The sequence below is a fragment of the Aequorivita sp. CIP111184 genome (assembly GCF_900489465.1).
Taxonomy (GTDB): Bacteria; Bacteroidota; Bacteroidia; order Flavobacteriales; family Flavobacteriaceae; genus Aequorivita.
Genome location: NZ_UEFQ01000036.1, coordinates 17,138 through 42,923, shown reverse-complemented (window position 1 = coordinate 42,923; position 25,786 = coordinate 17,138). Strand labels below are relative to the sequence as shown.

General features: G+C 35.3%; 18 protein-coding genes. 8 read left to right on the top strand and 10 right to left on the bottom strand.

The features are described from left to right. Nucleotides 1–6 precede the first annotated feature (6 nt). Nucleotides 7–1,080, bottom strand: coding sequence for a chorismate synthase (gene aroC / locus AEQU1_RS15885; protein WP_111882679.1), 1,074 nt, complete (start codon nucleotides 1,078–1,080; stop codon nucleotides 7–9). Nucleotides 1,081–1,253: 173 nt separating this feature from the next. Between aroC and AEQU1_RS15880 the strand changes: the two genes are divergently transcribed. After that, complete coding sequence (locus AEQU1_RS15880; RefSeq protein ID WP_111882677.1) at nucleotides 1,254–2,090, top strand: UDP-2,3-diacylglucosamine diphosphatase; 837 nt, start codon at nucleotides 1,254–1,256, stop codon at nucleotides 2,088–2,090. A gap of 1 nt (nucleotide 2,091) precedes the next feature. Here the strand turns inward: AEQU1_RS15880 and AEQU1_RS15875 are convergent, their stop codons facing one another. After that, nucleotides 2,092–5,025, bottom strand: coding sequence for an FAD-binding and (Fe-S)-binding domain-containing protein (locus tag AEQU1_RS15875; protein ID WP_111882676.1), 2,934 nt, complete (start codon nucleotides 5,023–5,025; stop codon nucleotides 2,092–2,094). A gap of 131 nt (nucleotides 5,026–5,156) precedes the next feature. Between AEQU1_RS15875 and AEQU1_RS15870 the strand changes: the two genes are divergently transcribed. Continuing rightward, complete coding sequence (locus AEQU1_RS15870; protein WP_111882674.1) at nucleotides 5,157–5,657, top strand: hypothetical protein; 501 nt, start codon at nucleotides 5,157–5,159, stop codon at nucleotides 5,655–5,657. 134 nt (nucleotides 5,658–5,791) lie between these two features. Next, the gene (locus AEQU1_RS15865) at nucleotides 5,792–7,246 is read left to right on the top strand and encodes a membrane dipeptidase (protein ID WP_111882673.1); all 1,455 of its coding nucleotides are present in this window, start codon (nucleotides 5,792–5,794) and stop codon (nucleotides 7,244–7,246) included. Nucleotides 7,247–7,249: 3 nt separating this feature from the next. Here the strand turns inward: AEQU1_RS15865 and bshA are convergent, their stop codons facing one another. The 8 genes from bshA to AEQU1_RS15825 form a co-directional block, all read right to left on the bottom strand. After that, entirely contained in the window at nucleotides 7,250–8,386 is a 1,137-nt protein-coding gene (bshA, locus tag AEQU1_RS15860; RefSeq protein ID WP_111882671.1) for an N-acetyl-alpha-D-glucosaminyl L-malate synthase BshA, read from the bottom strand. Between the two features lie 112 nt (nucleotides 8,387–8,498). Then, complete coding sequence (locus AEQU1_RS15855) at nucleotides 8,499–11,417, bottom strand: glycoside hydrolase family 3 N-terminal domain-containing protein (RefSeq protein ID WP_111882669.1); 2,919 nt, start codon at nucleotides 11,415–11,417, stop codon at nucleotides 8,499–8,501. A gap of 16 nt (nucleotides 11,418–11,433) precedes the next feature. Further along, nucleotides 11,434–11,919 (bottom strand): ABC transporter ATPase, encoded by a 486-nt coding sequence (locus AEQU1_RS15850; protein ID WP_111882668.1) that lies wholly within the window; start codon nucleotides 11,917–11,919, stop codon nucleotides 11,434–11,436. A gap of 2 nt (nucleotides 11,920–11,921) precedes the next feature. After that, complete coding sequence (locus tag AEQU1_RS15845) at nucleotides 11,922–12,713, bottom strand: (Fe-S)-binding protein (RefSeq protein WP_111882666.1); 792 nt, start codon at nucleotides 12,711–12,713, stop codon at nucleotides 11,922–11,924. A gap of 65 nt (nucleotides 12,714–12,778) precedes the next feature. After that, nucleotides 12,779–13,213 carry a phosphoheptose isomerase gene (locus AEQU1_RS15840; RefSeq protein ID WP_111882665.1) on the bottom strand — a complete coding sequence of 145 codons (435 nt, stop codon included), beginning with the start codon at nucleotides 13,211–13,213 and terminating at the stop codon, nucleotides 12,779–12,781. A gap of 37 nt (nucleotides 13,214–13,250) precedes the next feature. Beyond that, nucleotides 13,251–14,582, bottom strand: coding sequence for a (Fe-S)-binding protein (locus AEQU1_RS15835; RefSeq protein ID WP_111882663.1), 1,332 nt, complete (start codon nucleotides 14,580–14,582; stop codon nucleotides 13,251–13,253). A gap of 3 nt (nucleotides 14,583–14,585) precedes the next feature. Continuing rightward, nucleotides 14,586–15,536: an MlaD family protein gene (locus AEQU1_RS15830; RefSeq protein WP_111882662.1), complete on the bottom strand. Its 951-nt coding sequence runs from the start codon at nucleotides 15,534–15,536 to the stop codon at nucleotides 14,586–14,588. A gap of 54 nt (nucleotides 15,537–15,590) precedes the next feature. Then, entirely contained in the window at nucleotides 15,591–16,712 is a 1,122-nt protein-coding gene (locus AEQU1_RS15825; RefSeq protein WP_111882660.1) for an N-acetylmuramoyl-L-alanine amidase, read from the bottom strand. A gap of 251 nt (nucleotides 16,713–16,963) precedes the next feature. Between AEQU1_RS15825 and AEQU1_RS15820 the strand changes: the two genes are divergently transcribed. The 5 genes from AEQU1_RS15820 (at nucleotide 16,964) to AEQU1_RS15800 (ending at nucleotide 25,765) form a co-directional block, all read left to right on the top strand. Further along, nucleotides 16,964–19,726, top strand: coding sequence for a putative LPS assembly protein LptD (locus AEQU1_RS15820; protein WP_111882659.1), 2,763 nt, complete (start codon nucleotides 16,964–16,966; stop codon nucleotides 19,724–19,726). A 43-nt stretch (nucleotides 19,727–19,769) separates the two neighbouring features. Next, a complete protein-coding gene (locus AEQU1_RS15815) occupies nucleotides 19,770–20,150 on the top strand; it encodes a RidA family protein (RefSeq protein ID WP_111882759.1) in 381 nt (126 codons plus the stop codon). A 162-nt stretch (nucleotides 20,151–20,312) separates the two neighbouring features. Then, complete coding sequence (locus AEQU1_RS15810) at nucleotides 20,313–21,920, top strand: T9SS type A sorting domain-containing protein (protein ID WP_111882657.1); 1,608 nt, start codon at nucleotides 20,313–20,315, stop codon at nucleotides 21,918–21,920. Between the two features lie 372 nt (nucleotides 21,921–22,292). Next, a complete protein-coding gene (locus AEQU1_RS15805; protein ID WP_111882656.1) occupies nucleotides 22,293–24,146 on the top strand; it encodes a MutS-related protein in 1,854 nt (617 codons plus the stop codon). Nucleotides 24,147–24,307: 161 nt separating this feature from the next. Further along, the gene (locus AEQU1_RS15800; protein ID WP_111882654.1) at nucleotides 24,308–25,765 is read left to right on the top strand and encodes an NAD(P)/FAD-dependent oxidoreductase; all 1,458 of its coding nucleotides are present in this window, start codon (nucleotides 24,308–24,310) and stop codon (nucleotides 25,763–25,765) included. Nucleotides 25,766–25,786 lie beyond the last annotated feature (21 nt).

Here is a 25,786-nt window from a genome sequence, read left to right as displayed (position 1 = left end):
GAAATATTAAATTGTTCCGTATTTTGAAATTTTGTTTAATAAATAAAAATCTGCCAAAACCAATGCTGCCATGGCTTCAACAATGGGTACAGCACGTGGAACCACACAAGGATCGTGACGGCCTTTGCCCTCAGCAACGGCTTTTTCTCCTTTGCTGTTAATGGTTTCCTGTTTTTGCATAATGGTAGCTACAGGCTTAAAGGCAACTTTAAAATAGATATCCTCGCCATTACTTATTCCGCCTTGAATTCCGCCGCTGTGGTTGCTTTTCGTGGTTCCGTTTTCATTAATCGCATCATTATGCTCACTACCTTTCATCTTGGTTCCTGCAAAACCGCTTCCGTATTCAAACCCTTTTACGGCGTTTATGGATAGCATTGCTTTTCCTAATTCAGCATGTAATTTATCAAAAACCGGTTCGCCTAAACCAATAGGAACATTTTGGATAACACAGGTAATTATTCCCCCAACAGTATCGCCTTCCTTTCGAATGGACTTTATATAATCTTCCATTTTTGAAGCCATTGCTGCATCAGCACACCGAACAGGGTTTTTTTCGATTTCAGAAAAGTCAAGTTCGGAATAGTGTTTTTTCAGTTCCATTTCACCCACAGAAGAAACGTAGGCGATGATCTTTATATTCTTCAATAATTGTTTTGCAATCGCTCCGGCAACAACCCTGCAAGCAGTTTCACGTGCAGAAGAACGCCCTCCACCGCGGTAATCACGTATTCCGTATTTTTTATCATACGTAAAATCAGCGTGTGAGGGACGATAGATATCTTTTATGTGGCTGTAATCTTTGCTTTTTTGGTCAGTGTTTTCAATTTGAAATCCAATGGGCATACCAGTTGTTTTACCTTCAAAAATTCCTGAAAGAAATTTTACCTCATCTTCTTCTTTTCGTTGGGTAACAATAGCAGACTGACCTGGTTTTCTGCGCTGCATTTCAGCATGTATCGCTTCAATATCTAATGAAATACCTGCTGGACAGCCATCTATAATTCCACCGATAGAAGGACCGTGCGATTCGCCAAATGTTGCAAGTTTAAATATTGTTCCGAAGGAATTTCCCGCCATATAATGGTTTTCAACAAATGTAAACGATAGGGACGAATAATGAAAATAAACACTATCCTTAATATTTTAGAAACATACTACAACCCAAATAACCATAAAGCACAGCAAACGTAACATTGACGTAAAATATTTACTCTTTAAATTTTAGAAGTTTGTAGTATAAATATTTTTGATTGAAAAGAAAAGTTGAGCTAGTTGTAATATCAGACGTCCACCTTGGGACCTACGGCTGCCACGCTAAAGAATTACTAAATTATTTAAATTCCGTAAAGCCAAAAAAAATAATTTTGAACGGTGATATTATTGATATCTGGCAATTCCGAAAGCGTTATTTTCCAAAAGCACATCTGCTAATAATAAAAAAACTACTATCACTTGCCACCAAAGGCACCAAAGTGTATTACATAACTGGTAATCACGATGAAAAGTTGCGCAGATTTAGCGATACCAAAATGGGCAACATTCAAATTGTAGATAAACTTTTGCTCAATTTGGATGGTAAAAGAGCTTGGTTTTTTCATGGTGATGTATTTGATGCTTCTATACAACACGCAAAATGGATTGCAAAACTTGGTGGTTGGGGATATGATCTTTTAATTCTTTTCAACAGATTCATAAATTATTTTCTTGAAAAAGCGGGGCGTGAAAAATATTCTCTTTCCAAAAAAATAAAAAACAGTGTAAAAAGTGCCTTGAAGTTTATTGATGATTTTGAAACTACAGCTACAGACTTGGCAATTGACAATGAGTTTGATTACGTTGTTTGCGGCCACATTCATCAGCCGTGTATAAAAAAAATAAAAACTGCTAAGGGAAGTTGTGAATATTTAAATAGTGGCGATTGGATTGAAAACTTAACTGCTCTGGAGTATAATAATGAACGCTGGACTTTATATTCATACCAAGACCGGCAACATCTTTTAGCTCCTGAAGAACCTTTGCTTGAGGAAGAAAACGGAGGATTTGAAGTAATGTTAGCCGCGATGAAAGCATTTAAAACAACACTATAACTTACTTTTTTAATGCATTTTTTAAAATAGTGACAGGATGTAAAACTTTCCTTCCAGTTCCATCCAAAATTTGATGCCTACAACTTGTGCCATTAGCTGAAATAATCGTTTCTTCGGTTGTTTTTCTCACTGAGGGAAATAGCTTCAACTCCCCTATTTTCATACTTACTTCGTAATGTTTCTTTTCATACCCAAAACTTCCGGCCATCCCACAACAGCCAGAAGCAATGATGGTGGGTTTATAATTTATGGGAAGATTTAAAATATCAAAAGTCACTTTTTGGTTACTCAATGATTTTTGGTGACAGTGTGAATGAATTTTAATATTTTTTGCTTCAGAAGTGAACTGTGCTGCAGAAATAGTTTTATTTTGGATTTCAGATGCCAAAAACTCCTCTATCAAGAATGCATTTTTTGAAATATTAGCTGCGGCTAATTTATCATCCGCCAATCGCAAATATTCATCGCGAAAAGAAAGAATTGCAGACGGTTCAATACCTACCAACGGAATCATTTCTGAAACCTTGTCTTTTAAATAAGAAATATTTTTATTGGCTTCCTTTTTTGCTTCCTCCAAAAACCCTTTTGAAATCAATGCCCTACCGCTATCTAAAGTATCAATAACTGTAACTTTGTAACCTAAACCCGTTAAAAGTAAAAAAGAATCCAGTGCTATTTCGGCATCCAAATAATTACTAAATTCATCAACAAATAACAATAGATTTTTATGAAATTTAGTTTCGATAAAATTTTCTTTAATATGTTGTTTTTTAATGGATTGATGTATTTTACTAAAACTATTAGTTGAAATTATTGGCAAGGATCTATTTTGATGGACTCCACTTATATTTTTAATAATATTTGAAGTAAAACCATTTGAAAAAAACCAATTTGATAACTTCGGAATACTCGATGCCATTCTATTAAGCTTTGTGCTTTTTCCAAATAATTTATTGGAAAGTGAGACGCCATTTGATTTGTTGTACTGATATAAAAATTCTGCTTTTGCAGAACTGATATCCACGTTACTTGGGCATTCACTAGCACAGGCTTTACAGCTAATACACAAATCAAAAACTTCTTTTAACTCCTTAGAATTAAATTTATTAACAGCTTCATTATTTGTTAATACCTCCCGCAATGCATTGGCTCTTGCACGAGTTGTATCTTTTTCATTTTTTGTAGCGTGATAACTGGGGCACATTGCTCCAGCAGCGTTTTCACTTTTTCGGCAATCGCCACTACCATTACATTTTTCTGCTAACCGTAAAATTCCCTCAGAATCACTGAAATCAAGTAAGGTTTCAATAGTTGGCTCCTCTCTATCAATTACATAACGTAATGACTCGTCCATTTTAAAAGCATCGACAATCTTTCCCGGATTAAATATATTTTTTGGATCGAAGGCAGATTTAATTTCTTTTAAAACTTCATAATTCTTTTCCCCAATCATTAAAGGAATAAATTCTGCGCGAACAATGCCATCACCGTGCTCGCCGCTAAAGGACCCATTATATTTTTTACAAAGCTTTGCAACATCAGTGGTGATTTTTCGGAAATAGTCAACCCCTTCTGTTTCTTTCAAATTAAGAATGGGTCGCAAATGCAACTCACCTGCCCCAGCGTGTGCATAGTAAACAGCTTGCTGATCGTACTTTTTCATCAAAGCGGAAAATTCCTGTATGTAAGCAGATAAATCCTCCAAAGCAACTGCTGTGTCTTCAATACAAGCAACTGCTTTTTTATCACCAACCATATTCCCCAAAAGTCCCAAGCCAGCTTTTCGAAGTTCGAGCGCCATATCAATCTCTTCGCCTCTTAAAATGGGGCTGTGGTAGCTATGTGCAGAAATCTTTAATGATTCCAATAAAGCTTCTGTCTGTCTATTTAAATCTGCTTCTGAATGGCTTTTAAGTTCTAAAAGCAATATAGCCTTCGGATTGTCTTTTACAAAAAAACGATACGGTTCGTAGGTTTTGTTTTTTTTCGTACAATCCAAAATTACATTATCCATCATTTCGCAGGTATGCAGATTGTGCTGCATAGCGATTACCACATCGTTCAAACAATCCTCCAAAGTGTGGTAATGAGTAGCCACCATGGCGGTAAATTTTGGTGGCAATGGATCTAATTGCAGTGTGATTTCTGTTGTAAAGGCAAGAGTCCCCTCGCTACCGCACAGTAAGGAGCAAATGTTTATTTCATCGTTACATTCACCAAAAACAGAAGTATTGAGTAAACTATCTATTGCATACCCTGTATTTCTGCGGTGGATTCCGAGCTTTGGAAATTCCTTCCAGATTTCTTGCTGTGCTTCTTTGGAAATTAATTCATTGTAAATTGTTTTATAAATTTTTCCTTCCAAAGAATCCAGTTCCGTTTTTATTAAAAATTCTTCTTTTGAAAGGGGGGCAAAAATTGCTTCACTTCCATTGGAAAGAATGGTTTTTAGTTTTAAAACTTTGTCGCGTGTAACTCCATATTGAATAGAGGTTGTGCCGCAGCTGTTGTTTCCTACCATTCCGCCAATCATACACCGATTACTGGTGGAAGTATTCGGCCCGAAGAAAAGTCCAAAAGGTTTTAAATATGCATTCAATACATCCCGAATCACTCCAGGCTGAAGCGTAACAGTTCTCTTTTCTGTATCTACCGAAAGAATTTTAGTGAAATATTTTGATACATCCACTACAATTCCATCGCCTACACATTGTCCGGCCAACGATGTACCTGCAGTTCTAGGAATTAGCGATGTATTATTTTTGGCAGCAAATGAAATTAACTGTTTAATATCCGCTTCATTTTTTGGATACGCTACAGCGAATGGTATTTTTCTATATACGGATGCATCCGTTGCATAAATGCTTTTATGGAGTGAATCTTTAAAAAATTCACCTTCAAAAGTATTATTGAAATCTTGGAGTTCTTTTTTCATAGCACAGACTGTAAATGTAGAAAATTCCTTAACAAAAATTTGTAGATATTTAATTAAGGATTGGCACGCTATTAACTATTGCTACTTAGTAATAGAGTTACTTTTACAGCTTATTAACTAATAGAATAATTATGAAAAAAGCAATTTTTTTAATGTTTATGGTTTCTGCATTTGGATGGCAAGCTAGTGCACAAGAAATTTCAAAAAATGCCATTGGTATTCGCCTAAGCGAAAGTGATGGTTTTGGCCCAGAAGTAAACTACCAACGTGCGGTTGGTGATGATAACCGGCTGGAACTTGGATTGGCGTTTCACAGTAAGCGTTATTGGGATGCCGTAAAGCTTACCGGAATCTATCAATGGGTTTGGAATATTGATGGTGGGTTCAATTGGTATGCTGGTCCTGGTTTGGGTGCAGGTGTTGTAAGTTATGATCGTAAGAATAACGATTACCCTTATGACGACAGGTATAATGATTCTGAAGCATTTGCCTTTTTAACGGGCGATGTTGGGATAGAATACAATTTTGATTTCCCGTTACTTATTTCTTTTGATTTCAGACCACAGGCAAACTTGGGGTACAGAGATGATGTTAGTTTTGATGTAGGTTTGAGTGCTCGTTATCAGTTTTAAAATTAATTCAACATATTATTTTACAAAAAATGCCCCTTTTTAAAGGGGCATTTTCCTTTTAAAAAACAGGAAAAATCCTGTTTTGTAGCTTTAAATTTTATTGCAATTTTAAAAGTTCCATAAAATAAAGGATTATGAAAAAGAATTATGTTGATATTCATTGCCACCCCTCGTTAAAACCTTATAGCAAAAGTTTTAAGAATAAACCAACCAAACAAAATGCGCTAGATCCAAATAGAAAAAACTCAATTTGGCATTATAGTCCTCCCAATTTCCTTGAAAAATTTGTCAATCGAATTGTTACTCTTACCAAATTCACTCAAACTGATTTAACTGCTTTAGCAAAATCCAAAACCAAAGTAGTTGTTGTTGCCCTCTACCCTTTTGAAAAACATTTTTTTGGCAAAGAAATCATCGGAATAAAAGGAGTTACAGACGTATTAGTTAATCTTGCTGCAAGTATTAGTCAATCCAGGATGGATTATATACGAAGTAATAATGACTATTATCTGGATTTGATGGATGAATATCATTATTACAAACAGCTCCATAATCAGGTAGAAAATATTGATGGAGTAATTTACACCTATCGAATTGTACGAAGTTATAAGGATGTAGAAAAAAATCTTTCACAGGAAACTGATTCAAAAAAAATTATAAATATTATCATCACCATTGAGGGTGGTCATAGTTTTAATACTGGATTAGACTTAAACAAAGACATGGCAAGCCGTACCGAAGTAATTGGAAACATAAACGCCATAAAAAACTGGGAGCATCGCCCGATGTTTCTTACGCTAGCCCATCATTTTTACAATGAACTTTGTGGGCACGCACGAAGCATCTCTATTGGTATGCTCAAAAAAAATCAAGATAGAGGTTTAAATACTGGGATTACGGATCTAGGCTTTGATGCGATTGATTTGTTACTTGACAATACTGACGGCAAAAGAATCCCGATAGATGTAAAGCACTTGAGTACTTCTTCGCGAAAAGCATATTATAACTTATTGGACACAAAATATGTTTCTGAAAAGATACCAATAATCGCAAGTCACGGAGCGTGTAATGGCAAACGTTCTATTGTTGAATGGAATCTAAGGGATTTTATGGGACACGAAGATTGGTTTTGTGATATTGACATTAATTTCTATGATGATGAATTAATTCGAATTGCAAGAAGTAGTGGAATCTTCGGAATACAGTTGGACGAAAGGCGCATTGGTAGTAGTAAAGCCATTTCAGAAAGTAAAATGATTTTCCCTAACAAACGCAAACAGCTAAATAAAAAAGCACTGTTGGTTTGGCGGCAAGTGCAACATATTGCAGAAGTTCTTGATAGAAAAGGTTTATTTTGCTGGGGAATACAAAGTATTGGTAGTGATTTTGATGGAATTGTAAACCCTATCAATGGCTTGTGGACTGCAGAAAATATGAAGGATCTATCCGAAGAATTACTTAATCATGCTGAAAGTTACCTTTCAAAAAATTTAATTATGCTCAATGACTTTAACAGGATCAACGCTGAAACTATTGTAGAGCGAGTGATGCATGATAATGCAATGGAATTTATAAAAACAAATTATTAAAAATTAGAACTGTTTCATTTGAAGGATTGCTTCTTCATATAATTTTTCATACAAAGGCACTATTTTCTTGGTATCATAAATCATTGCAGATTCAACGGCCTGCTTTTTAAATATACTTAACGATTCATCCGAACTAAGAATTTTTAATGCATTTTCGGCCATCTCGTCAACGTTACCTACATCGCTTAAAAATCCACTTACGCCTTGAATGTTTACTTCAGGAAGACCTCCAGTGTTGCTTGAAATTACCGGTACTCCGCAAGCCATTGCTTCTAGAGCTGCAAGACCAAAACTTTCTTTTTCCGACGGGAGAATAAATAGATCTGTAAAACATAAAATTTTATCCACTTCATTACTATTTCCCAGAAAAAGTACTTTTTCTTCTATTCCTCTTTTTGCACACAAGTTTTCGCAAGCTTCGCGTTCTGGACCTTCGCCCACAATTATCAATTTTGATGGAATTTTTTTCTGAATACGGTAAAATACTTCTATTACATCTTTTACCCTTTTTACTTTACGGAGATTACTTACATGTGTTATTATACGTTCATCTCTAGCCGCCATCATATCCCGCTGACAATCGGTAAACGTATTTATTTTTTTTGGGATGTCTATAAAATTGGGAACAACGTGTATTTCCTTTCTTATGTCAAAAAGGTGCAAAGTATCATCTTTTAAGCTTTTTGAAACTGAAGTTACCACATCACTGTTATTGATACTGAAAGTAACTGCAGGTTTATAAAATGGATGATTTCCAACCAATGTAATATCGGTTCCGTGAAGCGTGGTAACCATTGGAATATATATATTTTCTTCTTCCAGCATTTTTTTCGCCATATAGCCTGCATAGGCATGTGGAATAGCATAATGCACGTGGAGGACTTCAATTTTATGAAGTTTCACCATATCTACCAATTTGCTGGAAAGAGCAAGCTCGTAAGGTTGATAATGGAAAAGTGGATACATTGGAACAGAAACTTCGTGAAAGTGAATATTTTTTGAAAGCAGTTCTAATCGCACAGGTTGCTTGTATGTAATAAAATGAATTTCATGTCCATTTTCGGCAAGTGCCAAACCAAGTTCTGTGGCTACTACCCCACTCCCACCAAAGGTTGGATAACATACTATTGCTATTCTCATAATTTTTCTATTTTGAACTAAGACCCAAAACTAAAGGAAACAGGACAATTTGTTATTTAATTAAAATTTGTTGTGGGAGGTGCAGCGAAGTGGTCTTTTTTCCTGTTTCCCTTTAATAATCAATTGCATCATAAATAGCTTCCTGAATTTTGCTTCGCAAATCGCTCTGGATCAGTTTTCTATTTTCAGAGTCGGGAAAAGTTCTATTTGATAAAAATATATAAACAATTTCCTGTTCAGGGTCTGCCCAGGCAAAAGTACCTGTAAAACCACTGTGTCCAAAACTAGTCATAGACACACAACCACAAGTTGGACCCGAGGTTCCCAATTGTGGTTTATCAAAACCAACACCTCGTCTTACGTTTTTATCACAATAATAGCAGGTGTTAAAAATCTCCATGGTTTCTGGTTTAAAATATCGTTTTCCTCCATAAAATCCCTCCCAGAGATACATCTGCATTATTTTGGCTACATCGTTAGAATTACTGAATAATCCCGCGTGACCACTCACACCGCCCAGCATTGCTGCTCCTTGGTCGTGCACATACCCTTGAACTTTCTGCTTTCTGAAAAGATCATCTTGTTCTGTCGGGGGAATATTATCTTTTGAAAATTTTTCCAAAGGATGGTAGCCTGTATAATTGGCTCCCAAAGATTCATAAATATTCTCTTGTACAATGATTTCCAAAGGTTTTCCATATTTTCGCTCAAAATACTGCTTCAAGATATAATATGGTAGATCACTGTATTTGTATTCTAATTTTGGATTCAAATCACTTTCACGGATATCTTTAAAAATAGTATCCATATAATCCCTTCGCATATATAGATTTTCGGCCACTTGCACGTTGAAGTCTTTCCCGGGAATATCTGAATAGTATTTTGAGGAAATACCTGTTTTTTCTTCATTAAAAGTATGGCGATAAAAAGGAATCCAAGCTTTAAGGCGAGCGTAATGCGAGAGCATTTGCTTTAAAGTTATGTTTGCTTTGTTTGAATTTTTATACTCCGGAAGCATATCGGAAAGTTTGGTGTCTAAACTCAATTCCTCTTGATCTACTAGCTGCATTATTAACGGTAAACTGGCAAGAATTTTTGTAAGGGAAGCAAGATCGTACACATTGGTGTCACGAACTGCGAGATTTTTATCATATTCATGATAGCCAAAGTCCTTCTGATAGATAATCTTTCCTTTACGTGCTACTAGAATTTGAGCTCCGGGATACATTCCTTGACTAATACCTAAGTTTGCAAGAGAGTCTATTTTTTTTAGCTTATAACTATTTACACCAACACTTTCGGGGGTTCCGTATTGAAGTCTTTTAAGTGATTTTGTTTTTAAACTACTATTTAAAGGAAAATCCGCACCCAATGAAACAGGTAATTTTCCTTTAGCCTCCCGAGCGCCAAAAATTAACTGTGCCGATATTTGTTGTGAAATTTTGCTGTTTTGATAAGACATAATTACACCTTCAAAATTAGAGGTAGTTTTCAAATCTAACATTGCATAAGGCCTTGCAAAAACATCAAGAATAACAGTGTTGGTTCGTGCAATTTCATAAAGCCAAACAAGTTCATTTTCAGAAAATTCAAACTTTTTCCAAGGGTTATCATTTGATTTATGAAAACCAATAATTACATAATTATACTCTTTTAAATTCTGAACATAATCGTCCAAACTATTTGCCTTTACCCAAGTAACATTGCCATATTTTCTTAATTCTTCTAAAAACTCTTCTCCAGAGTCATCTCCAAAATTTATATAGGCAATTTTCTTTTTTTGAAGATCTTTTATGGGAAGAATGGCGCGATCATTCTTGATCACGGTCAATGCATTATCCATAGCCTCTTCATAGAGCGCATTGTCATTAACCGAATTTAAATCTTCTACCAAATAAGTAGTATTTACGGGCTTATAGTGATTTAAGCCTACTTTATATTTGGCATAAAGAATTTTCTTTACGGAATAAGCCAATCGCTTTTCACTAATAACGCCTTCATTAAATGAATTGATTAGAAATTCCATTGCCTTCGGAATATCTTCAGAAATCAAAAGCACGTCATTTCCGGCCAAAAAAGCTGCCAATTCAATTTCGCCAGGTTTTTTAAAGTTAGAAGCACCTTTCATATTAAGCGCATCGGTAAAAATAAGGCCATTAAACCCCATTTCATTTTTTAAAAGATCTGTCACCACTTTAGCGGAGAGCGATGAAGGGTAATTGGCTTGTTCTTCCAATGCAGGGACATTCAAATGTGCGACCATTACACTATTTAATCCTTCATTTATCAATCTTTTGTAAGGAAACAGCTCCAAGGTGTCAAGTCTTTCTCTAGAAAAATCAACAGTGGGTAGAGCTTTGTGGCTATCCATATCGGTATCGCCGTGACCAGGAAAATGCTTTGCACTGCCCATAACCCCAGCACTCTGCATTCCTTTCATAAAAGCGAGCGCTTTTTCTGTTACATTATCCCTTTCTTCTCCAAAAGAACGGTTCCCTATAATTGGGTTTTTAGGATTTGTATTTATATCAACAACTGGCGCAAAGTTTATGTGGACCCCCAAGCGTTTAGACTGTTCGCCAATGCGATGTCCTATTTTTTCAATTATTTTGTTATCTGTAATTGCACCCAATGTCATATTCCACGGAAAAGCATATGTTGAATCGAGACGCATAGCTAGCCCCCATTCTGCATCCATTCCAACTAGTAACGGAATTTTTGCGAGTGATTGAAACTCGTTATTTAATCGGGCTTGCCGAACTGGACCACCTTTTGAAAAGATTACTCCTCCAAGATTGTAGTTGCTAATTAAGTCTTTTATTTTATCAGTTTTTTCCTTCGGGTCGCTGCTGAAAATATCAGCCATAAACAGTTGGCCCATTTTTTCTTCCAAAGTCATATTGTCGTAAATACTATCGACCCATTTTTTTTGGTTTTGAAAATCTTTTTTAACGATTAATGGGTTTTTATCCTGAGAAAAAGCAGGAAAACACAGAATAAAGAATGCAAGTGCAAACAATAATTTTTTCATAATTTTAAAATGTTTTTTATGATAAAAATCTATTGTGCCAACTTTCGTTCGCGGGAACTTCCCAATTTTCAAGATATTCTGCTTTTGTATTTACAAGGTTATTAAAGACAACAGTGTTTTTTGATACAGATTTGTCTTTCGCCATTTTTCTAAAATCGGCCAAAGTTTTATACGCAATATATTCGCCAGAATAGAAAGTAACATTCATTTTATCAAGTAAATCAACATCAAATTTTTCCTGAAGCGATTGAATAAAATGTACAGATGAATCTATGCTACAGCCAGAAGCTGAGGCATTTGCTTGATTTAATCCTAAAACAATAAAACGATTGTATTTTATTTCTAAGCCCGCTTCCAACTCAGCGCCGTGGGCGGTCCATTTAGTTAAGAAATCTTCTGTTAATTTGGAGATTTCAGCAACTTCATCGTCACTTAATTTTCTATTGGCCTGATAAATCCATACTCTTGAATCATCGGGGAGGTTTTTAAAATCTGTCAGCATTTTTATAAATCTTCTGCATTTGCAATCATTTCCGCAATGTCCAAAACCTGAACATCTTCTTCGGCGTGTTTAGCCTTAACTCCATCTGTCATCATGGTATTGCAAAACGGGCAGGCCGCCGCAATAATTTTAGGAGCGGTTTCCAAAGCTTCTTCTGTGCGCTCCACATTAATATCTTTATTTCCAGCTTCTGGCTCCTTAAACATTTGGCCACCACCAGCACCACAACATAATCCGCGGCTTTTACAGCGTTTCATTTCTACTAGCTCTACTTCAAGTTTTTGAAGCAATTCTCGCGGTGCTTCATACTCCCCATTCGCTCTTCCCAAATAACATGGATCGTGGAATGTAATACGTTTTCCTTTGAATTTACCTCCCTCCACTTTCAAACGTCCTTCTTCCATCAAAGATTTGAGGAACTGGGTGTGATGCATTATTTCATAATTGCCACCAAGACCAGGATATTCGTTTTTTATTGTGTTGAAGCAATGCGGACACGCAGTAACTATTTTTTTTATTTCGTATCCGTTAAGTACTTCAATATTGGTCATTGCCTGCATTTGGAACAGAAACTCATTCCCTGCTCTTTTTGCGGGATCACCGGTACAACTTTCCTCAGTTCCAAGAACGGCGAAATCTATATTTGCTTTGTTGAGCAACCTCACAAAGGCTTTGGTAATTTTTTTTGCACGGTCGTCAAAACTCCCTGCACAACCTACCCAAAATAAAACTTCGGGTTTTTTGCCTTGGGCCATATATTCGGCCATTGTTGGGACTTTTATTTGTTCAGTCATTTTTTTAAGTTTCTATTTTCAACCCTTCAACTGCGCTCAGGGTGACAATTTATATTTCTATCTAATTAATCTTCAAAAACTTCGATAGTTACTTCTTTTTCTACTAGATCTGTAAATTTTCCTTTGTACCTCGTGGCTTTCACCAAATGGTTATCCACCCAATGATAGTTTCCACCGCGTGGTTTTCCCATCAACATACTATGATATTTAAAGCCGTGTTTGTTTAGCCAATTTTCGGTTACTTCCCGATGGGCTTCTGTGCGCGATGTAAAAAAGCATATAATATGGCCTTCGTCATACCATTTATTCAATGTTTTTAAAGCATCGGGAAACGGTTCACATGTTGCCATTCTTTCAGGCTCTTCGTTTGGAATATCATCTGTAATGGTACCGTCTATATCAATCAAGTAGTTTTTTGTTCCTTCGGGAAGAATAGGGCTTACGTGTTCGCCTTTTTCTACTTTCTCGTGCAGCATTTTTTCTACTTCTTCTTTCTTCATCTTGTTTAATTTTTAATTCAATAAATTGAATTAATTACTAGTTTTCATCTTTCCAGTTTAAACGATCCATTTGGTTGTAAGGCCAAGGGGCGCCATTGTTTTCAATGTTGGTCATTGAAACATTCAACTCTGTGGGTGCTGCAGATTGTTCCATTACCAAATACTGGCGCATATCCATAATAATACTCAATGGATCTATGCTTACAGGGCAAGCTTCTACACAAGCATTACAAGTGGTGCAAGCCCAAAGTTCTTCTCTTGAAATGTAATCGTCAAGCAATTGTTTTCCGTCTGGTTTGAACTCCCCATTTTTATTGATGTTCTCCCCTATTTCTTCTAAACGATCACGGGTGTCCATCATTATCTTTCTGGGAGAAAGTTTTTTGCCAGTAATATTTGCGGGACATTCACTGGTACATCGGCCACATTCTGTGCAGGTATAAGCATTCAACAATTGAATTCGGTTTAAATCCATCACATCGCTGGCGCCAAATTTTGCAGGTGCTTCCGCTACTCCTTCCGCGGGCGCTGCAAATGGATCTACATTTGGATCCATCATCATTTTCACTTCATTAGTAACGGAATCAAGGTTTTTAAATTTTCCTTTTGGAACTACTTTTCCGAAATAAACATTTGGGAACGCCAAGATAATGTGAAGGTGTTTTGAAAAGTACAGGTAATTAAGAAACACAAGTATTCCTAAAATATGCAACCACCAAGCACCGCGCTCTATTGCAATTAATGTCCCTTCAGAAAGTCCGTTGAAAAGTGGAGCGATAAATTGACTTATAGGAAATGATCCAGCTTCAACATAATGGCTTGCGCCCAATGATTGTAAAGATTGATCAGCCGCATTCATTGTTAGAAAAAGAACCATCAACACCATTTCAAAATAAAGGATGATATTTCCGTCGTTTTTTGGCCAGCCTTTCATTTCATTAGCCCAGAAACGTTTTAATTTTTGAATGTTTCTTCGAGTCCAAAAAAGAATAACTCCTATTAAAACGAGGAAAGCAAGAATTTCAAAAGAAGCAATCAAAAAGTTGTATAAACCAGTAGGGAGTATTGAAAAAAGAACTCTGTGCGTTCCGAAAATACCATCAATAATTATTTCGAGTACTTCAATATTTATAATGACAAAACCTACATAAACAAAGATGTGAAGCAATCCAGGAATTGGGCGAACAACCATTTTTGACTGCCCGAGGGCAATTCGGAATACGTTGCTCCATCTTTGGGCTGTATTATCTGAAGCATCAATTTCATGCCCCAATTTTATATTTCGGATTATTTTACGAATGTTAATGGTAAAATAACCAATACCCACTGCAAGGGCGATTGAGAAAAGTATATTCGGAATGTACTGCATGGTTTATTCGTCTGGGTTGTCCGGCGTTTCGTATTCTTTGTTCTTTTTTCCGAAAACAGAAATGTGAACGTAACGTTTTGGATTCAATTTCACGTCTTGAAGAAGTTGTTCCAACTGTCTTGAAGCACCTTCTAGATTTTCGTATAATTTATCGTCTTTTAAGAGCTTTCCAATTGAACCCTCGCCATTATCAACACCAGACACAATCTTGTCCATTTTATCTACTACATTTTGCAAATCTGTTACAAGTTTTCCTGTATCTAATTGCGCTAAAGAATCTGTCAATTTGGAAAGATTACCTGCGGTTTGATCTAGATTGGTAAAGGTATTATCAAGTTTACCTGTATTATTTGCAAGAATATGATTCAGGTTTTCTGAAACACCCGAAAATGAATTTAAGGTATTGTTTAAATTTTCAATAGCTTCTTTTAAATTTTGACGGGTTTTTTCATCAATTATTGCGTTTACGTTTAGCAGTAGTGTATCAACAGTAGCCAAAGTATTGTTTACTTTTTTCTCTAACGGCCCCAAAGCCTTTGAAACCGCTGTTAGCATGCCGTCTTCAACATCCCCACGAAGCGTATCACCACTTTTAGCGATATTTTTCACATCGTATTCGGGGAAAATTCCCAAGGATTTTCCGCCAATAAGCCCTGTGCTATAAATTCTAACTACACTGTTTTTTGAAAATTCGAAATCCTTCTCAACAGTAAATTTTACTATCAATCCACCTTTTGAATTTGCAAATGTAATGTCCTGAACTTTACCAACGGTAAGACCATTGATAGTAACGGGAGCTGCTTGTGCTAAACCTTCAACGTTATTATATTTCACAAAAAATTCTCGGTTTTTGTCCAAAAGGTTAGTTCCCTTTAAAAAACTGTAACCAAAAATCAATAATAATATAGCGCCAATGGCGAGGATTCCGGTTTTAACTTCTTTCGATAGTCTCAAGATTCTATTTTTAGATTTTCAACAAATTTAAGTGATAAATATAAAGAAAGCCTATTAATTGGCTTTGGATTTTAACACTTCCGATACATTAACTTTTTTCCCACTTTTAAATGCTACTATATATGCAGAGGGATATCCTTTTTGCTGTGCAAATGTTTTCATTACCTGAATTTTATTATAATCTGATGTTTCCCCATAATAGTATTTATAAAGTTTATCCTCCTTTTCACGATTTATTTCTTTAATACCTCTGAAGTTACTGGGTTTAGGATCTATCTTTTTACTGGTAGCTGCGAGTTGAACCTTAAAAATTACGCCTTCATAAACATTTTCCTTCGTAGTTTCGATGGTTTTCTCAACTTGTATCTGTTCTATTTCCGGATCTTTTATTTTTTCAGTGGCAACTGAAAGGCTACTAATATATGTTTTAATAGCATTGCCTATCTCTCGTGACATTTCTGACTGTCCTTTTGCAGAATTTAGATATGCTCCTTCATTTTTATTTGTAAGAAGCCCCGTTTCAATTAATACGCTTGGCATGTATGTATTGTGTAAAACCCAAAATCCAGCTTGTTTTACACTTCTGTCATTTTGCTTTAAGTTGTTTACGATATTGTTTTGCACCAAACTTGCCAAAAGGATACTTTGGTCTAAATATTCTTCCTGCATTAATACCATCCCTATCAATGATTCTGGAGCATTTGGATCAAAACCGCCATATTTTTCTTTGTAGTTATCCTCCAGATAGATAACTTCGTTTTCCTTTTTGGCAACTTCAAAATTAGCTTGGCTTTTATGAAGTCCAAGTACAAATGTTTCAGTACCATATGCTTGGCTTTTGTGAGCGTTGCAGTGCACCGAAACAAAAAGATCTGCATCTGCCCTATTTGCAATGGCGGCGCGTTCACGCAATTCAATAAAAACATTGGTTTTACGGGTGTAAATAACTTTTACATTTGGAAGCTTTTCCAGTTCTGCACCAACTTTCAGAACAATGTTTAGTGCTATTTCAGATTCCTTGTAACCATTGCCTATATTTCCCGTATCGTGTCCACCGTGCCCTGCGTCCAAAACTACAATAAATGGTTTTATGGGATTTTCAGCCGCAGAAGCAGTAAAACTGGTTATTGAAAAAATTATTATTAATACGAAAGATGAAAATATTTTCGTTTGCATAAATCTATTAACGATTGTTATTATTGATTAATATTTTAAAAATTGACTATATGGACCAAGACCACATTTATATACGATATATAAGGGATTTTATTTTATGTAAAAACTATTAGGTAAAAAAAATAAATTATAAAGCATTTTTTATTTGTTGTGATTCCTTTTTGTCCTTGTGCCTGGTTCAATTTCAGCCACATTTTCTTTTTTCTAAAAAAATCATTTAAAAAAACGTACCCGAAAAAATATGTTTATTTTTGACCGTTTCAAATACTGAGCCAAAACTACAAAATAATAGCATCGTAGCATTGCAGACTAACAGGCATTACTTAACAATCTTCTTAACATTCCTGCTTCTTGGCAGCGCTGTTATACATGCACAAGATATTCCGCCGAAGAATGAAGCGAATATTCAAAAAACAACTAAAGACGATACTCTCTCCGTAAATTTAAAACCTGTTATTGACGAAATAAATGAACAGGTCCGAGACACTGTAAAAACTGATTCCATAAAGCCTGCCAAAGAAACCTTAACTGATGTGGTAGAATATTATGGAGAAGATTATGTATTTCTAAATAGAAAGGAGAATAAAGTATATATGTACAACCAAGCCTTCATAATTTATGGAGATATGCGCATAAATGCTGGGTTAATAATTCTTGACTACAATAAGAACGAAGTATATGCCAAGGGTATTGATAGTTCTGGTATTTACAGTCAGCGGCCTATTTTTGTACAGGGAGCCAATCGTGTGGAGCCAGATTCCATTCGGTATAATTTTAATAGTGAAAAAGCACTTGTATATAATAGCCGAACGGAGCAAAATGGATTCAAGGTGATTGCCGAAGTAACTAAAAAAGTGAATGATTCTGTAGTCTATCTGCGAAATGTGAAGTTTACCACTTCAAAAAATATTGACGATCCCGAATATTATTTCTATACCCGAAAGGCGAAATTTGTTCCAAAGAAAAAAATTGTAACCGGTCTTACAAACATGTATATTGCCGATGTACCAACGCCCATCGGACTCCCTTTTGCATATTTCCCGTTGACGGAAGATCGTACTTCGGGGGTTATTATTCCATCATTTGGGGAAAATAACAACCGTGGTTTCTTCTTACAAAATGGTGGGTATTATTTTGCCATTAACGATTATCTGGATTTTAGTTTGCTGGGCGATTATTACACCAACGGAAGTTATGCATTGCGTGGAGAAACCACGTATGCCATTCGCTATAAATTTAAAGGAAATTTAAGTGCGCGGTTTGAAAGCCTTGTTAATAGTGAACGCGGTTTCCCCGACTTTAGCGAAAGCAGTATTTACAACATACGCTGGACTCACTCACAAGATACTAAAAGCAGCCCAAGCTCCCGTTTTTCAGCTTCTGTGAACATAGGGAGCAGTAAATATTTTACGCAATCCATCAACCAAACAAACAATGCAAGCGCATTGGTAAATACACTGAGTTCCTCCATTTCCTATTCAAAAACGTTTGAGGGCGAACCGCAGGTAAATTTGTCGGTAGCAGCTACACATTCACAAAATACGAGAACACAGGAAATATCCATGTCTTTACCAAATTTGAATACCAGTGTTTCAAGAATCTATCCATTCGCACCAAAAGATGGTACCAAAAAAGGGATTATTCAAAATATAAACTTTCAGTATGATCTTACTGCTGAAAACCGAATCCTGACCACAGATTCACTTTTCTTTAAACCAGAAATGTTCAATTCGGCACAGATTGGCGCACAGCACAATATTCCTCTAACAACAAACTTTAAGATTTTAAAATATTTAAGTGCTTCTGCAGGAACTAATTATCGTGAAACTTGGGTATTGAAAAGTACGCGAAAACGCTATGATGAAACCGTAGACAATGGTTTGGGGGGCATTGTGCAGGATACTCTTTCAGGCTTTGAGAGTTATAGAACCTATAATTTTTCAACCAGTTTAGGAACCACTCTTTACGGAATTTTCAACTTTGGAAAAGACAGTAAAATACAGGCCCTAAGGCACGTAGTTCGTCCTTCCATTAGTTATAACATCAATCCATCTTTTGATAGATATTATGATGAATTTATTATACCTGCCACCGCAGATGAGGCAGCGCAGGTTGTAGAATACTCCAGATTTGAAAATACGCTTTACGGGCCTCCAAGTAAAGTTTATTCAAGTAGCATCGGGATGTCGCTCAGTAATACTTTTGAAGCTAAAGTACGTGATAGAGATACTACTGCTTTAGAACCCAAAAAAGTTACTTTACTGAACAACCTTAACTTTTCTACAGCTTATAATCTTGCTGGTGATTCTTTACAATGGAGTCCGTTGCAATTTACGGGAAGTATTCCAATTGTAAAAAAGCTGGAATTCAACTTTAGTGGAACTTTAGATCCTTATGCTCTCGATAGCAATAATAAAAAGATTGATGTTTTTAATATTGACAATGGGGGAAGTCTTTTTAGGCTTACAAATGCCAATGTTAGTATAAACTATTCCTTCTCCAGTAAAGATTTTGAAACAAAAACAAAAGATACAGACCGAATAGAAAACGAAACCTTCCGAAATGGTGGGCGACCCGACGACCTCTTTGGTGAAGCTGCAGATGTTTATGAAGGGCAGATTTATAAGAACGATGAAAACGAAGATGAAGACAAAACCAATATTGAATGGTACAATTACAGTATTCCGTGGGATGTGCGCTTTGCATACACAATAACCTACGGAAACAACCAGCGACAGAATGAAATTTCCAGCCAATCGTTTATGATGAGTACCAATATGGAACTTGCACCGCGATGGACCGTGGGCGTTTCCTCTGGGTATGATTTTAAAAACAAAGGGGTTACACTTACACAGTTCCGTTTCCAGCGCGATTTGGAAAGTTGGCAGATGAGTTTCAATTGGACACCCATTGGCAGTATTAACACCGCCTGGTATTTCTTTGTTGGAATAAAATCGTCAGTGCTTAGTGATATTAAATATGACAAGCGCCGAGAAAGCGACAAAAGACTTTAATGAATTATATAGTTTACTCATAGATTCACAAATTCAACTTTCAATGAAAAAAATAATCACTACACCCAACGCCCCTGCTCCTATTGGCCCATATAACCAAGCGGTGCTTAATGGAAATATGCTTTATACTTCTGGGCAGATTGCTATTGATCCAAAAACTGGAAATTTAGTGATTGATGATATTAAAACCGAAACCAAGCTGGTAATGGAAAACCTAAAGGCTATCCTTACCGAAGCCGGCATGACGTTTGAAAACATTTTAAAAACTAGTATTTTTATTAGCGATATGCACAATTTTGCTGCTATTAACGAAGTATATGCCACCTATTTTAACGAAACCACTGCCCCAGCCCGCGAGACTGTGGAAGTTGCAAATCTACCCAAGTTTGTAAATGTGGAAATTTCAGTGATTGCATCATTATAAGTTATTGTAATAGAATTAGAAAATCCCCAAGTTTAGACTTGGGGATTTTTTTGTTAAAATACGGTATTATAGCCTAATAGATTATTAAATAAATAGAACCGTCTGTATCAAAAGCTACAAAACAAATCATTCCTAACAATTAGTTTTGATTAAAATTTAAGAATGATACAAAGAATTATAATACTCCTAGCAGCAACGTTAATTTCATATTTCAGTTTTTCGCAAACAGCTCCTTTTGAAATTAGCATAGAGCCAATAAATATTAATGGTTTAGGCGGAATTCAATCGTATGTCGTTGGTCAAGACAATGGCAAATGGCTTATTGTTGGGGGCCGTTTAGATGGATTACATCGAAGACAGCCTTTTGCCGCTTTTGATATCGCGGGAAATAATAACCAATTAATAGTTGTAGATCCACTCACAGAGCAAAAATGGTCAGCACCACTTACTTCATTGCCCACATCAATCCAAGAACAATTAAGCGCCACTAATATGGAGTTTTTTCAAGAGGGAGATTATTTATATTGTTTTGGTGGTTATGGATATAGTGCAATAGCGGGTGATCATACAACATATGCAAATCTTACCGCTATTAAGGTTTCTAATGTAATTAATGCCATTATTACAAATTCAAGCTTTACAAGTCATTTTAGACAAATTACAGACCCAAAATTTCAAGTTACGGGTGGTGGATTAAATAAAATTAATGACATCTATTATTTGCTTGGAGGGCAAAAATTTATAGGAAGATATAATCCAAATAACCAGCCAACATTTGTACAGGAATATTCTAACCAAATTAGAAGATTTACAATTTTGGACGACGGAACTTCTATAACAATTAATCATTTGCCTTCCTATACAGACATTGAAAATTTTCATCGAAGAGATTATAATGCAGAAGCTCAAATATTACCAAATGGAACTGAAGGAATTACTATGTTTTCCGGCGTTTTTCAACAAAATATAGATTTACCTTTTTTAAATTCTGTTACAGTAGATTCCCAAGGATATGCCGTAAACAATACATTTCAACAGTATTATAATCATTATCATTGTCCCGTTTTACCATTATATTCTACAACAGAAAATGAAATGCATACTGTGTTTTTTGGCGGGATTGCTCAATTTTATGATAGCAATGGCACCTTGGTTCAGGATGACAATGTGCCTTTTGTAAATACAATCGCAAGAGTTACACGAGATGCAAATGGTGTAATGTCTGAGCATAAATTGCCAATAGAGATGCCCGCACTACTTGGATCTGGCGCAGAGTTTATTCCAAATTTAAATTTTCCACATTTTGACAATATGGTTTTTAAACTAGATAACATCACCAACGAAAACACTTTAATAGGATATATATTTGGTGGAATTAGTAGTTCTCAGCCAAACATTTTTTTTATTAATGATGGAACTCAAAGTATTGCAAACAACCAAATATTTAAAGTTTTTATAAAAGCGGCCTCTCCACTATCAATTGATGACTTTAATACCGCTAGTACAGATGCGCTTAATTTAAAAATTTATCCAAACCCGAATGATGGAATTTTAAATCTACAGTTCAATTTAACCCAAAATGATGATGTGAAAATTTATGTTTTCGATGTTAAAGGAATATTGGTAGATAAAGTTGTTTTAAAAAATTTAAAAGAAGGTAAAAACAAGTATTCTAAGGAGATTAAAAATCTTTCTAGTGGCAGTATATATCTTATCACTCTTGAAACTTCAGCTGGAAAAGTAACACATAAATTAATTATTGAGAAGTAAATAAAAATAGTGTAAAAAGTATCCTTTCGTTCCTATTCTCAAAAAAGGTTTTCGCATTTGCGGAAACCTTTTTTATTGACTCTATTCTAAAATTTTATTTGCTGGTTTATAGAAGAAGGAATTAGCAATAAGTTACTGTTATTAGGAAGTAATAGCTTTTATGTTATATTTGAAGCTAATGAATATAGACATAGAAAAATGTATATAATAAAAGACGAAAAATTAGTAAAATCAAGATTTTAATTTCTTATCAAAACTTGTACTTACACCAAATTTTTGAGCTTCGTAATCGTCCATTAATGGTTATGTATAATTTTAAAAATAAGTTATACCGATATTTGAATATTGAAGGATATTTTAAATTGAAGAAAAATGAAAATTTATACAGATAATATAAAAATATATGATGCCAGATTATTAAAGCTTAACAAGTTGTTAGCCCGTTTTTCATTTCTTAGATTATTAATTTTCGTTATTTCAATTGCCTTCCTTATAACCTCTTTTACCATCAAATTAATTACTCCTATTTTTATTGTTCTTCCTATTTTAATTATATGTTTTGCTTTTGTTATAAAGCACTATAACAAAATAGATTACTTAAAAAAGCATACTACATTCCTGAAAAAGATAAATGAATCAGAAATTCTAAGAGAAAAATGTGATTTGGAAGAATTCGATACCGGACATAAATTTATAAATCCAAATCACCCTTATACATCTGATCTAGATATTTTCGGACAACATTCCATTTTTCAGTTGCTTAATAGAACAACCACAGAGTCTGGTATGATTTATTTATCTCAATGGCTATCTGAAGCTGCACCTAATTCTGAAATATATGACAGACAAGAAGCGATAAAAGAATTATCTCCGAATTTGGATTGGAGGCAAGGTTTTCAAGCGTCAGGTATGCACTTTCAAAATAAAACAAGCGATTATTCTAAATTGATGGCTTGGGTAGAGAAACCTATAGTTTTATTAAAACATAGCTATTTATACATAACAATAGCAATATCTCTTCCAATTATTTTTTTGTTTGTCGCATACTTTTTTTATGCTAACCTGGGCTCATTAATTGTTGTTATTTCATTATCTCTAATGATTCTAATCTTGTTTATCAATCAAGTCATTTTAAGAAAGTTAAGACCAATTGCCGAAAATATTGTTGAAACCTCCACAGAAAATCTTAACACATTAAGGGGTTATCAGACACTTATTACTGAAATAGAAAGTAACAGTTTTAAATCTAAAAAATTACACGAATTACAGTCAATACTTATAAAGGGCAAATATTCAGCGAGCAATGAAATTAATAGGATATGTGGCTTATTGGACTTCTCACATCAAAGACCTATAAAAAAGATACCGATAAATGGAAATTATTTGTATCCACTATTAAATAGTTTCCTGCTTTTGGATATTTACTTGATTATTGGAACAGAAAAATGGAAATTAAAGAATAAAGCGTTTTTAAAACTATGGGCAGAAGTTGTAAGTGAGTTTGAGGTAATAAATAGTTTTGCAGGTTTTTGCTATTCCAATCCATGCTATGCATTTCCAGAGATAACAGAAAAGGATCACTACATACAATTCGAGGCGTTAGAGCATCCGCTAATAGACTCTAATAAACGTGTTTGCAATGATTTTCATTCAGAAGGACAAGGTGATGTCGTTATGATTACTGGTTCTAATATGGGAGGAAAAAGCACTTTTTTAAGAAGTGTTGGGGTAAACCTTGTATTAGCATTAGCTGGTGGTCCTTGTTGTGCAAAATATGGACAGGTTTCTAATTTGAAGTTATATACAAGTATGCGAACCCAAGATAATTTAATGAAAGGAATTTCTTCTTTTTATGCAGAATTAAGTAGGATTGAAAATATGCTGAAACAAATAAAAAGTAATAATAATATTTATTTCCTGTTGGATGAGATGTTTAAAGGCACAAACTCTGAAGATAGATATAAAGGAGGGAATTCATTGATTAATCAATTAAGTAAGCTCAGAACTTCAGGAATCATTGCCACACACGATATTAAACTTGCAAAATTATCAGGAAATAAAAAGTTAGTTACAAATTATAGTTTCAATAGTGAAATTAAAGATAATTCGATGATTTTTAGCTATAAACTTGATCAAGGTATATGTACTGACTTTAACGCAAGTGAGCTTATGAAAAGGAGCGGAATTGAAATTTTACCGAATATTTCAAAAAATGAAATCGAATAAAAATACAGCATGTAACTTTGAACAATTACTAGGGGCCATTTCAAAAAAGAATATGGTAAAAAAGTTTTTAAACATTGGGGATTAAGAACTTATTATTATCAATAGTACTGGCTAAGTTTTTTATTATAGAAGGAAGTCAATATCAAATTAAATAATGAAAAGTGAAAAAGGTGGAAAATACAGCCACTAGCTGGACTATTTGTCAAGAATGTCAAGGGCGTGGCAAAAAAAGCCAAAGAATTCGAAAGAAAGTGCGACTTCGTTACCAGAGGGAACTCGATCAATTTGAAAAAACAAATGGCGAAGGAGCAGTTCCAGTTCGTCCTAAGGGTCACTTATATTCTTGCTTAAACTGTTCTGGATCAGGTTTAGTTCCTTCTGCCAGTCCTCCTTTAGCAGATAAAGAAAATTACCCGCACGTTGCTATTATTGGTGCCGGTATAGGCGGAGTGGCTCTAGCTGTGGCTTGTTTGCACCGTAGAATACCTTTTACACTTTATGAACGCGATAGCAACTTTAATGCAAGATCTCAGGGGTATGGACTCACTTTGCAACAAGCTAGTAAAGCAATAGAGGGGTTTGGTATATTCTCTTTAGAAAAAGGAGTTATTTCAAAAAGACATCTAGTACACACTACAGACGGAAAAGTAATCGGTGAATGGGGTATGAGAAAGTGGTTACAGTCTGATGTAAAAACCTTTTCAAAACGCACAAATGTCCATATAGCACGGCAGTCTTTGCGTTTAGCGCTGCTTGAACAACTTGGCAGCCATGATGTAGTGCAGTGGGGCCACCAATTAATAAATTTTAAAAATTTTAATAATGAAGTTGTTGAACTGAATTTTGAAGTGAACGGAGAAATAAAAAGCGCTAAGGCAGATATTGTGGTTGGAGCCGATGGAATTCGTAGTTCGGTGCGGAGCTTATTGATGGATGAAAATATTTCCCCTTTACGGTACCTAGATTGTATTGTGATATTGGGTATTTGTTCTTTGAGTGCGCTCAAAAGTGTTGATAGTTCTTTGTTAGATTCGGCGACGGTATTTCAAACCGCCAATGGTAATGAACGTATCTACATAATGCCCTATGCGTCAGACTCAGTGATGTGGCAACTCAGTTTTCCAATGCCAGAAAAAGAGGCCAAGGCATTAAGTGCTAAAGGCGCTCGAGCACTCAAGATAGAAGCATGCAAGAGAACGCAGTGGCACAATCCTATTCCTCAAATTTTGGCGGCAACCCCAGAAGCTCAAGTTTCTGGATATCCTGTGTATGACCGAGAAATACTTAAGAAAGAGATATTAATAAAAGGCGGACCAGTGACTCTAATTGGTGATGCTGCTCACCCTATGAGTCCATTTAAAGGGCAAGGGGCGAATCAAGCGCTGCTGGATGCTTTGGCATTAGCTAGAGGAATCTCATTAGGATGCAGACCCTTATCTCAATGGAGAAAAGTTGGGGTAAGAGAAAGTGTGTTAAGTGAGTTTGAATCCGAAATGTTAGAACGCAGTGCATCCAAAGTGAAGGATTCAGCTGCCGCTGCACAGTTCCTTCATTCCGAAATTGTACTTCATGAGGCTGATGAGCCGAGAGGACGCTGTATTAAGAAAAAAATATCCTAAAAAGAAAATAGTTAAATCTTC

Excerpts from the sequence above, each read along its gene's own strand:
- AEQU1_RS15840 (WP_111882665.1), bottom strand. The coding sequence starts at position 13,213 with ATGAAGAAAGAAGAAGTAGAAAAAATGCTGCACGAGAAAGTAGAAAAA.
- AEQU1_RS15815 (WP_111882759.1), top strand. The coding sequence starts at position 19,770 with ATGAAAAAAATAATCACTACACCCAACGCCCCTGCTCCTATTGGCCCA.
- AEQU1_RS15855 (WP_111882669.1), bottom strand. The coding sequence starts at position 11,417 with ATGAAAAAATTATTGTTTGCACTTGCATTCTTTATTCTGTGTTTTCCT.
- aroC (WP_111882679.1), bottom strand. The coding sequence starts at position 1,080 with ATGGCGGGAAATTCCTTCGGAACAATATTTAAACTTGCAACATTTGGC.
- AEQU1_RS15805 (WP_111882656.1), top strand. The coding sequence starts at position 22,293 with ATGAAAATTTATACAGATAATATAAAAATATATGATGCCAGATTATTA.
- AEQU1_RS15835 (WP_111882663.1), bottom strand. The coding sequence starts at position 14,582 with ATGCAGTACATTCCGAATATACTTTTCTCAATCGCCCTTGCAGTGGGT.
- AEQU1_RS15850 (WP_111882668.1), bottom strand. The coding sequence starts at position 11,919 with ATGCTGACAGATTTTAAAAACCTCCCCGATGATTCAAGAGTATGGATT.
- AEQU1_RS15875 (WP_111882676.1), bottom strand. The coding sequence starts at position 5,025 with ATGAAAAAAGAACTCCAAGATTTCAATAATACTTTTGAAGGTGAATTT.
- AEQU1_RS15825 (WP_111882660.1), bottom strand. The coding sequence starts at position 16,712 with ATGCAAACGAAAATATTTTCATCTTTCGTATTAATAATAATTTTTTCA.
- AEQU1_RS15865 (WP_111882673.1), top strand. The coding sequence starts at position 5,792 with ATGAAAAAGAATTATGTTGATATTCATTGCCACCCCTCGTTAAAACCT.
- AEQU1_RS15870 (WP_111882674.1), top strand. The coding sequence starts at position 5,157 with ATGAAAAAAGCAATTTTTTTAATGTTTATGGTTTCTGCATTTGGATGG.
- bshA (WP_111882671.1), bottom strand. The coding sequence starts at position 8,386 with ATGAGAATAGCAATAGTATGTTATCCAACCTTTGGTGGGAGTGGGGTA.
- AEQU1_RS15845 (WP_111882666.1), bottom strand. The coding sequence starts at position 12,713 with ATGACTGAACAAATAAAAGTCCCAACAATGGCCGAATATATGGCCCAA.
- AEQU1_RS15810 (WP_111882657.1), top strand. The coding sequence starts at position 20,313 with ATGATACAAAGAATTATAATACTCCTAGCAGCAACGTTAATTTCATAT.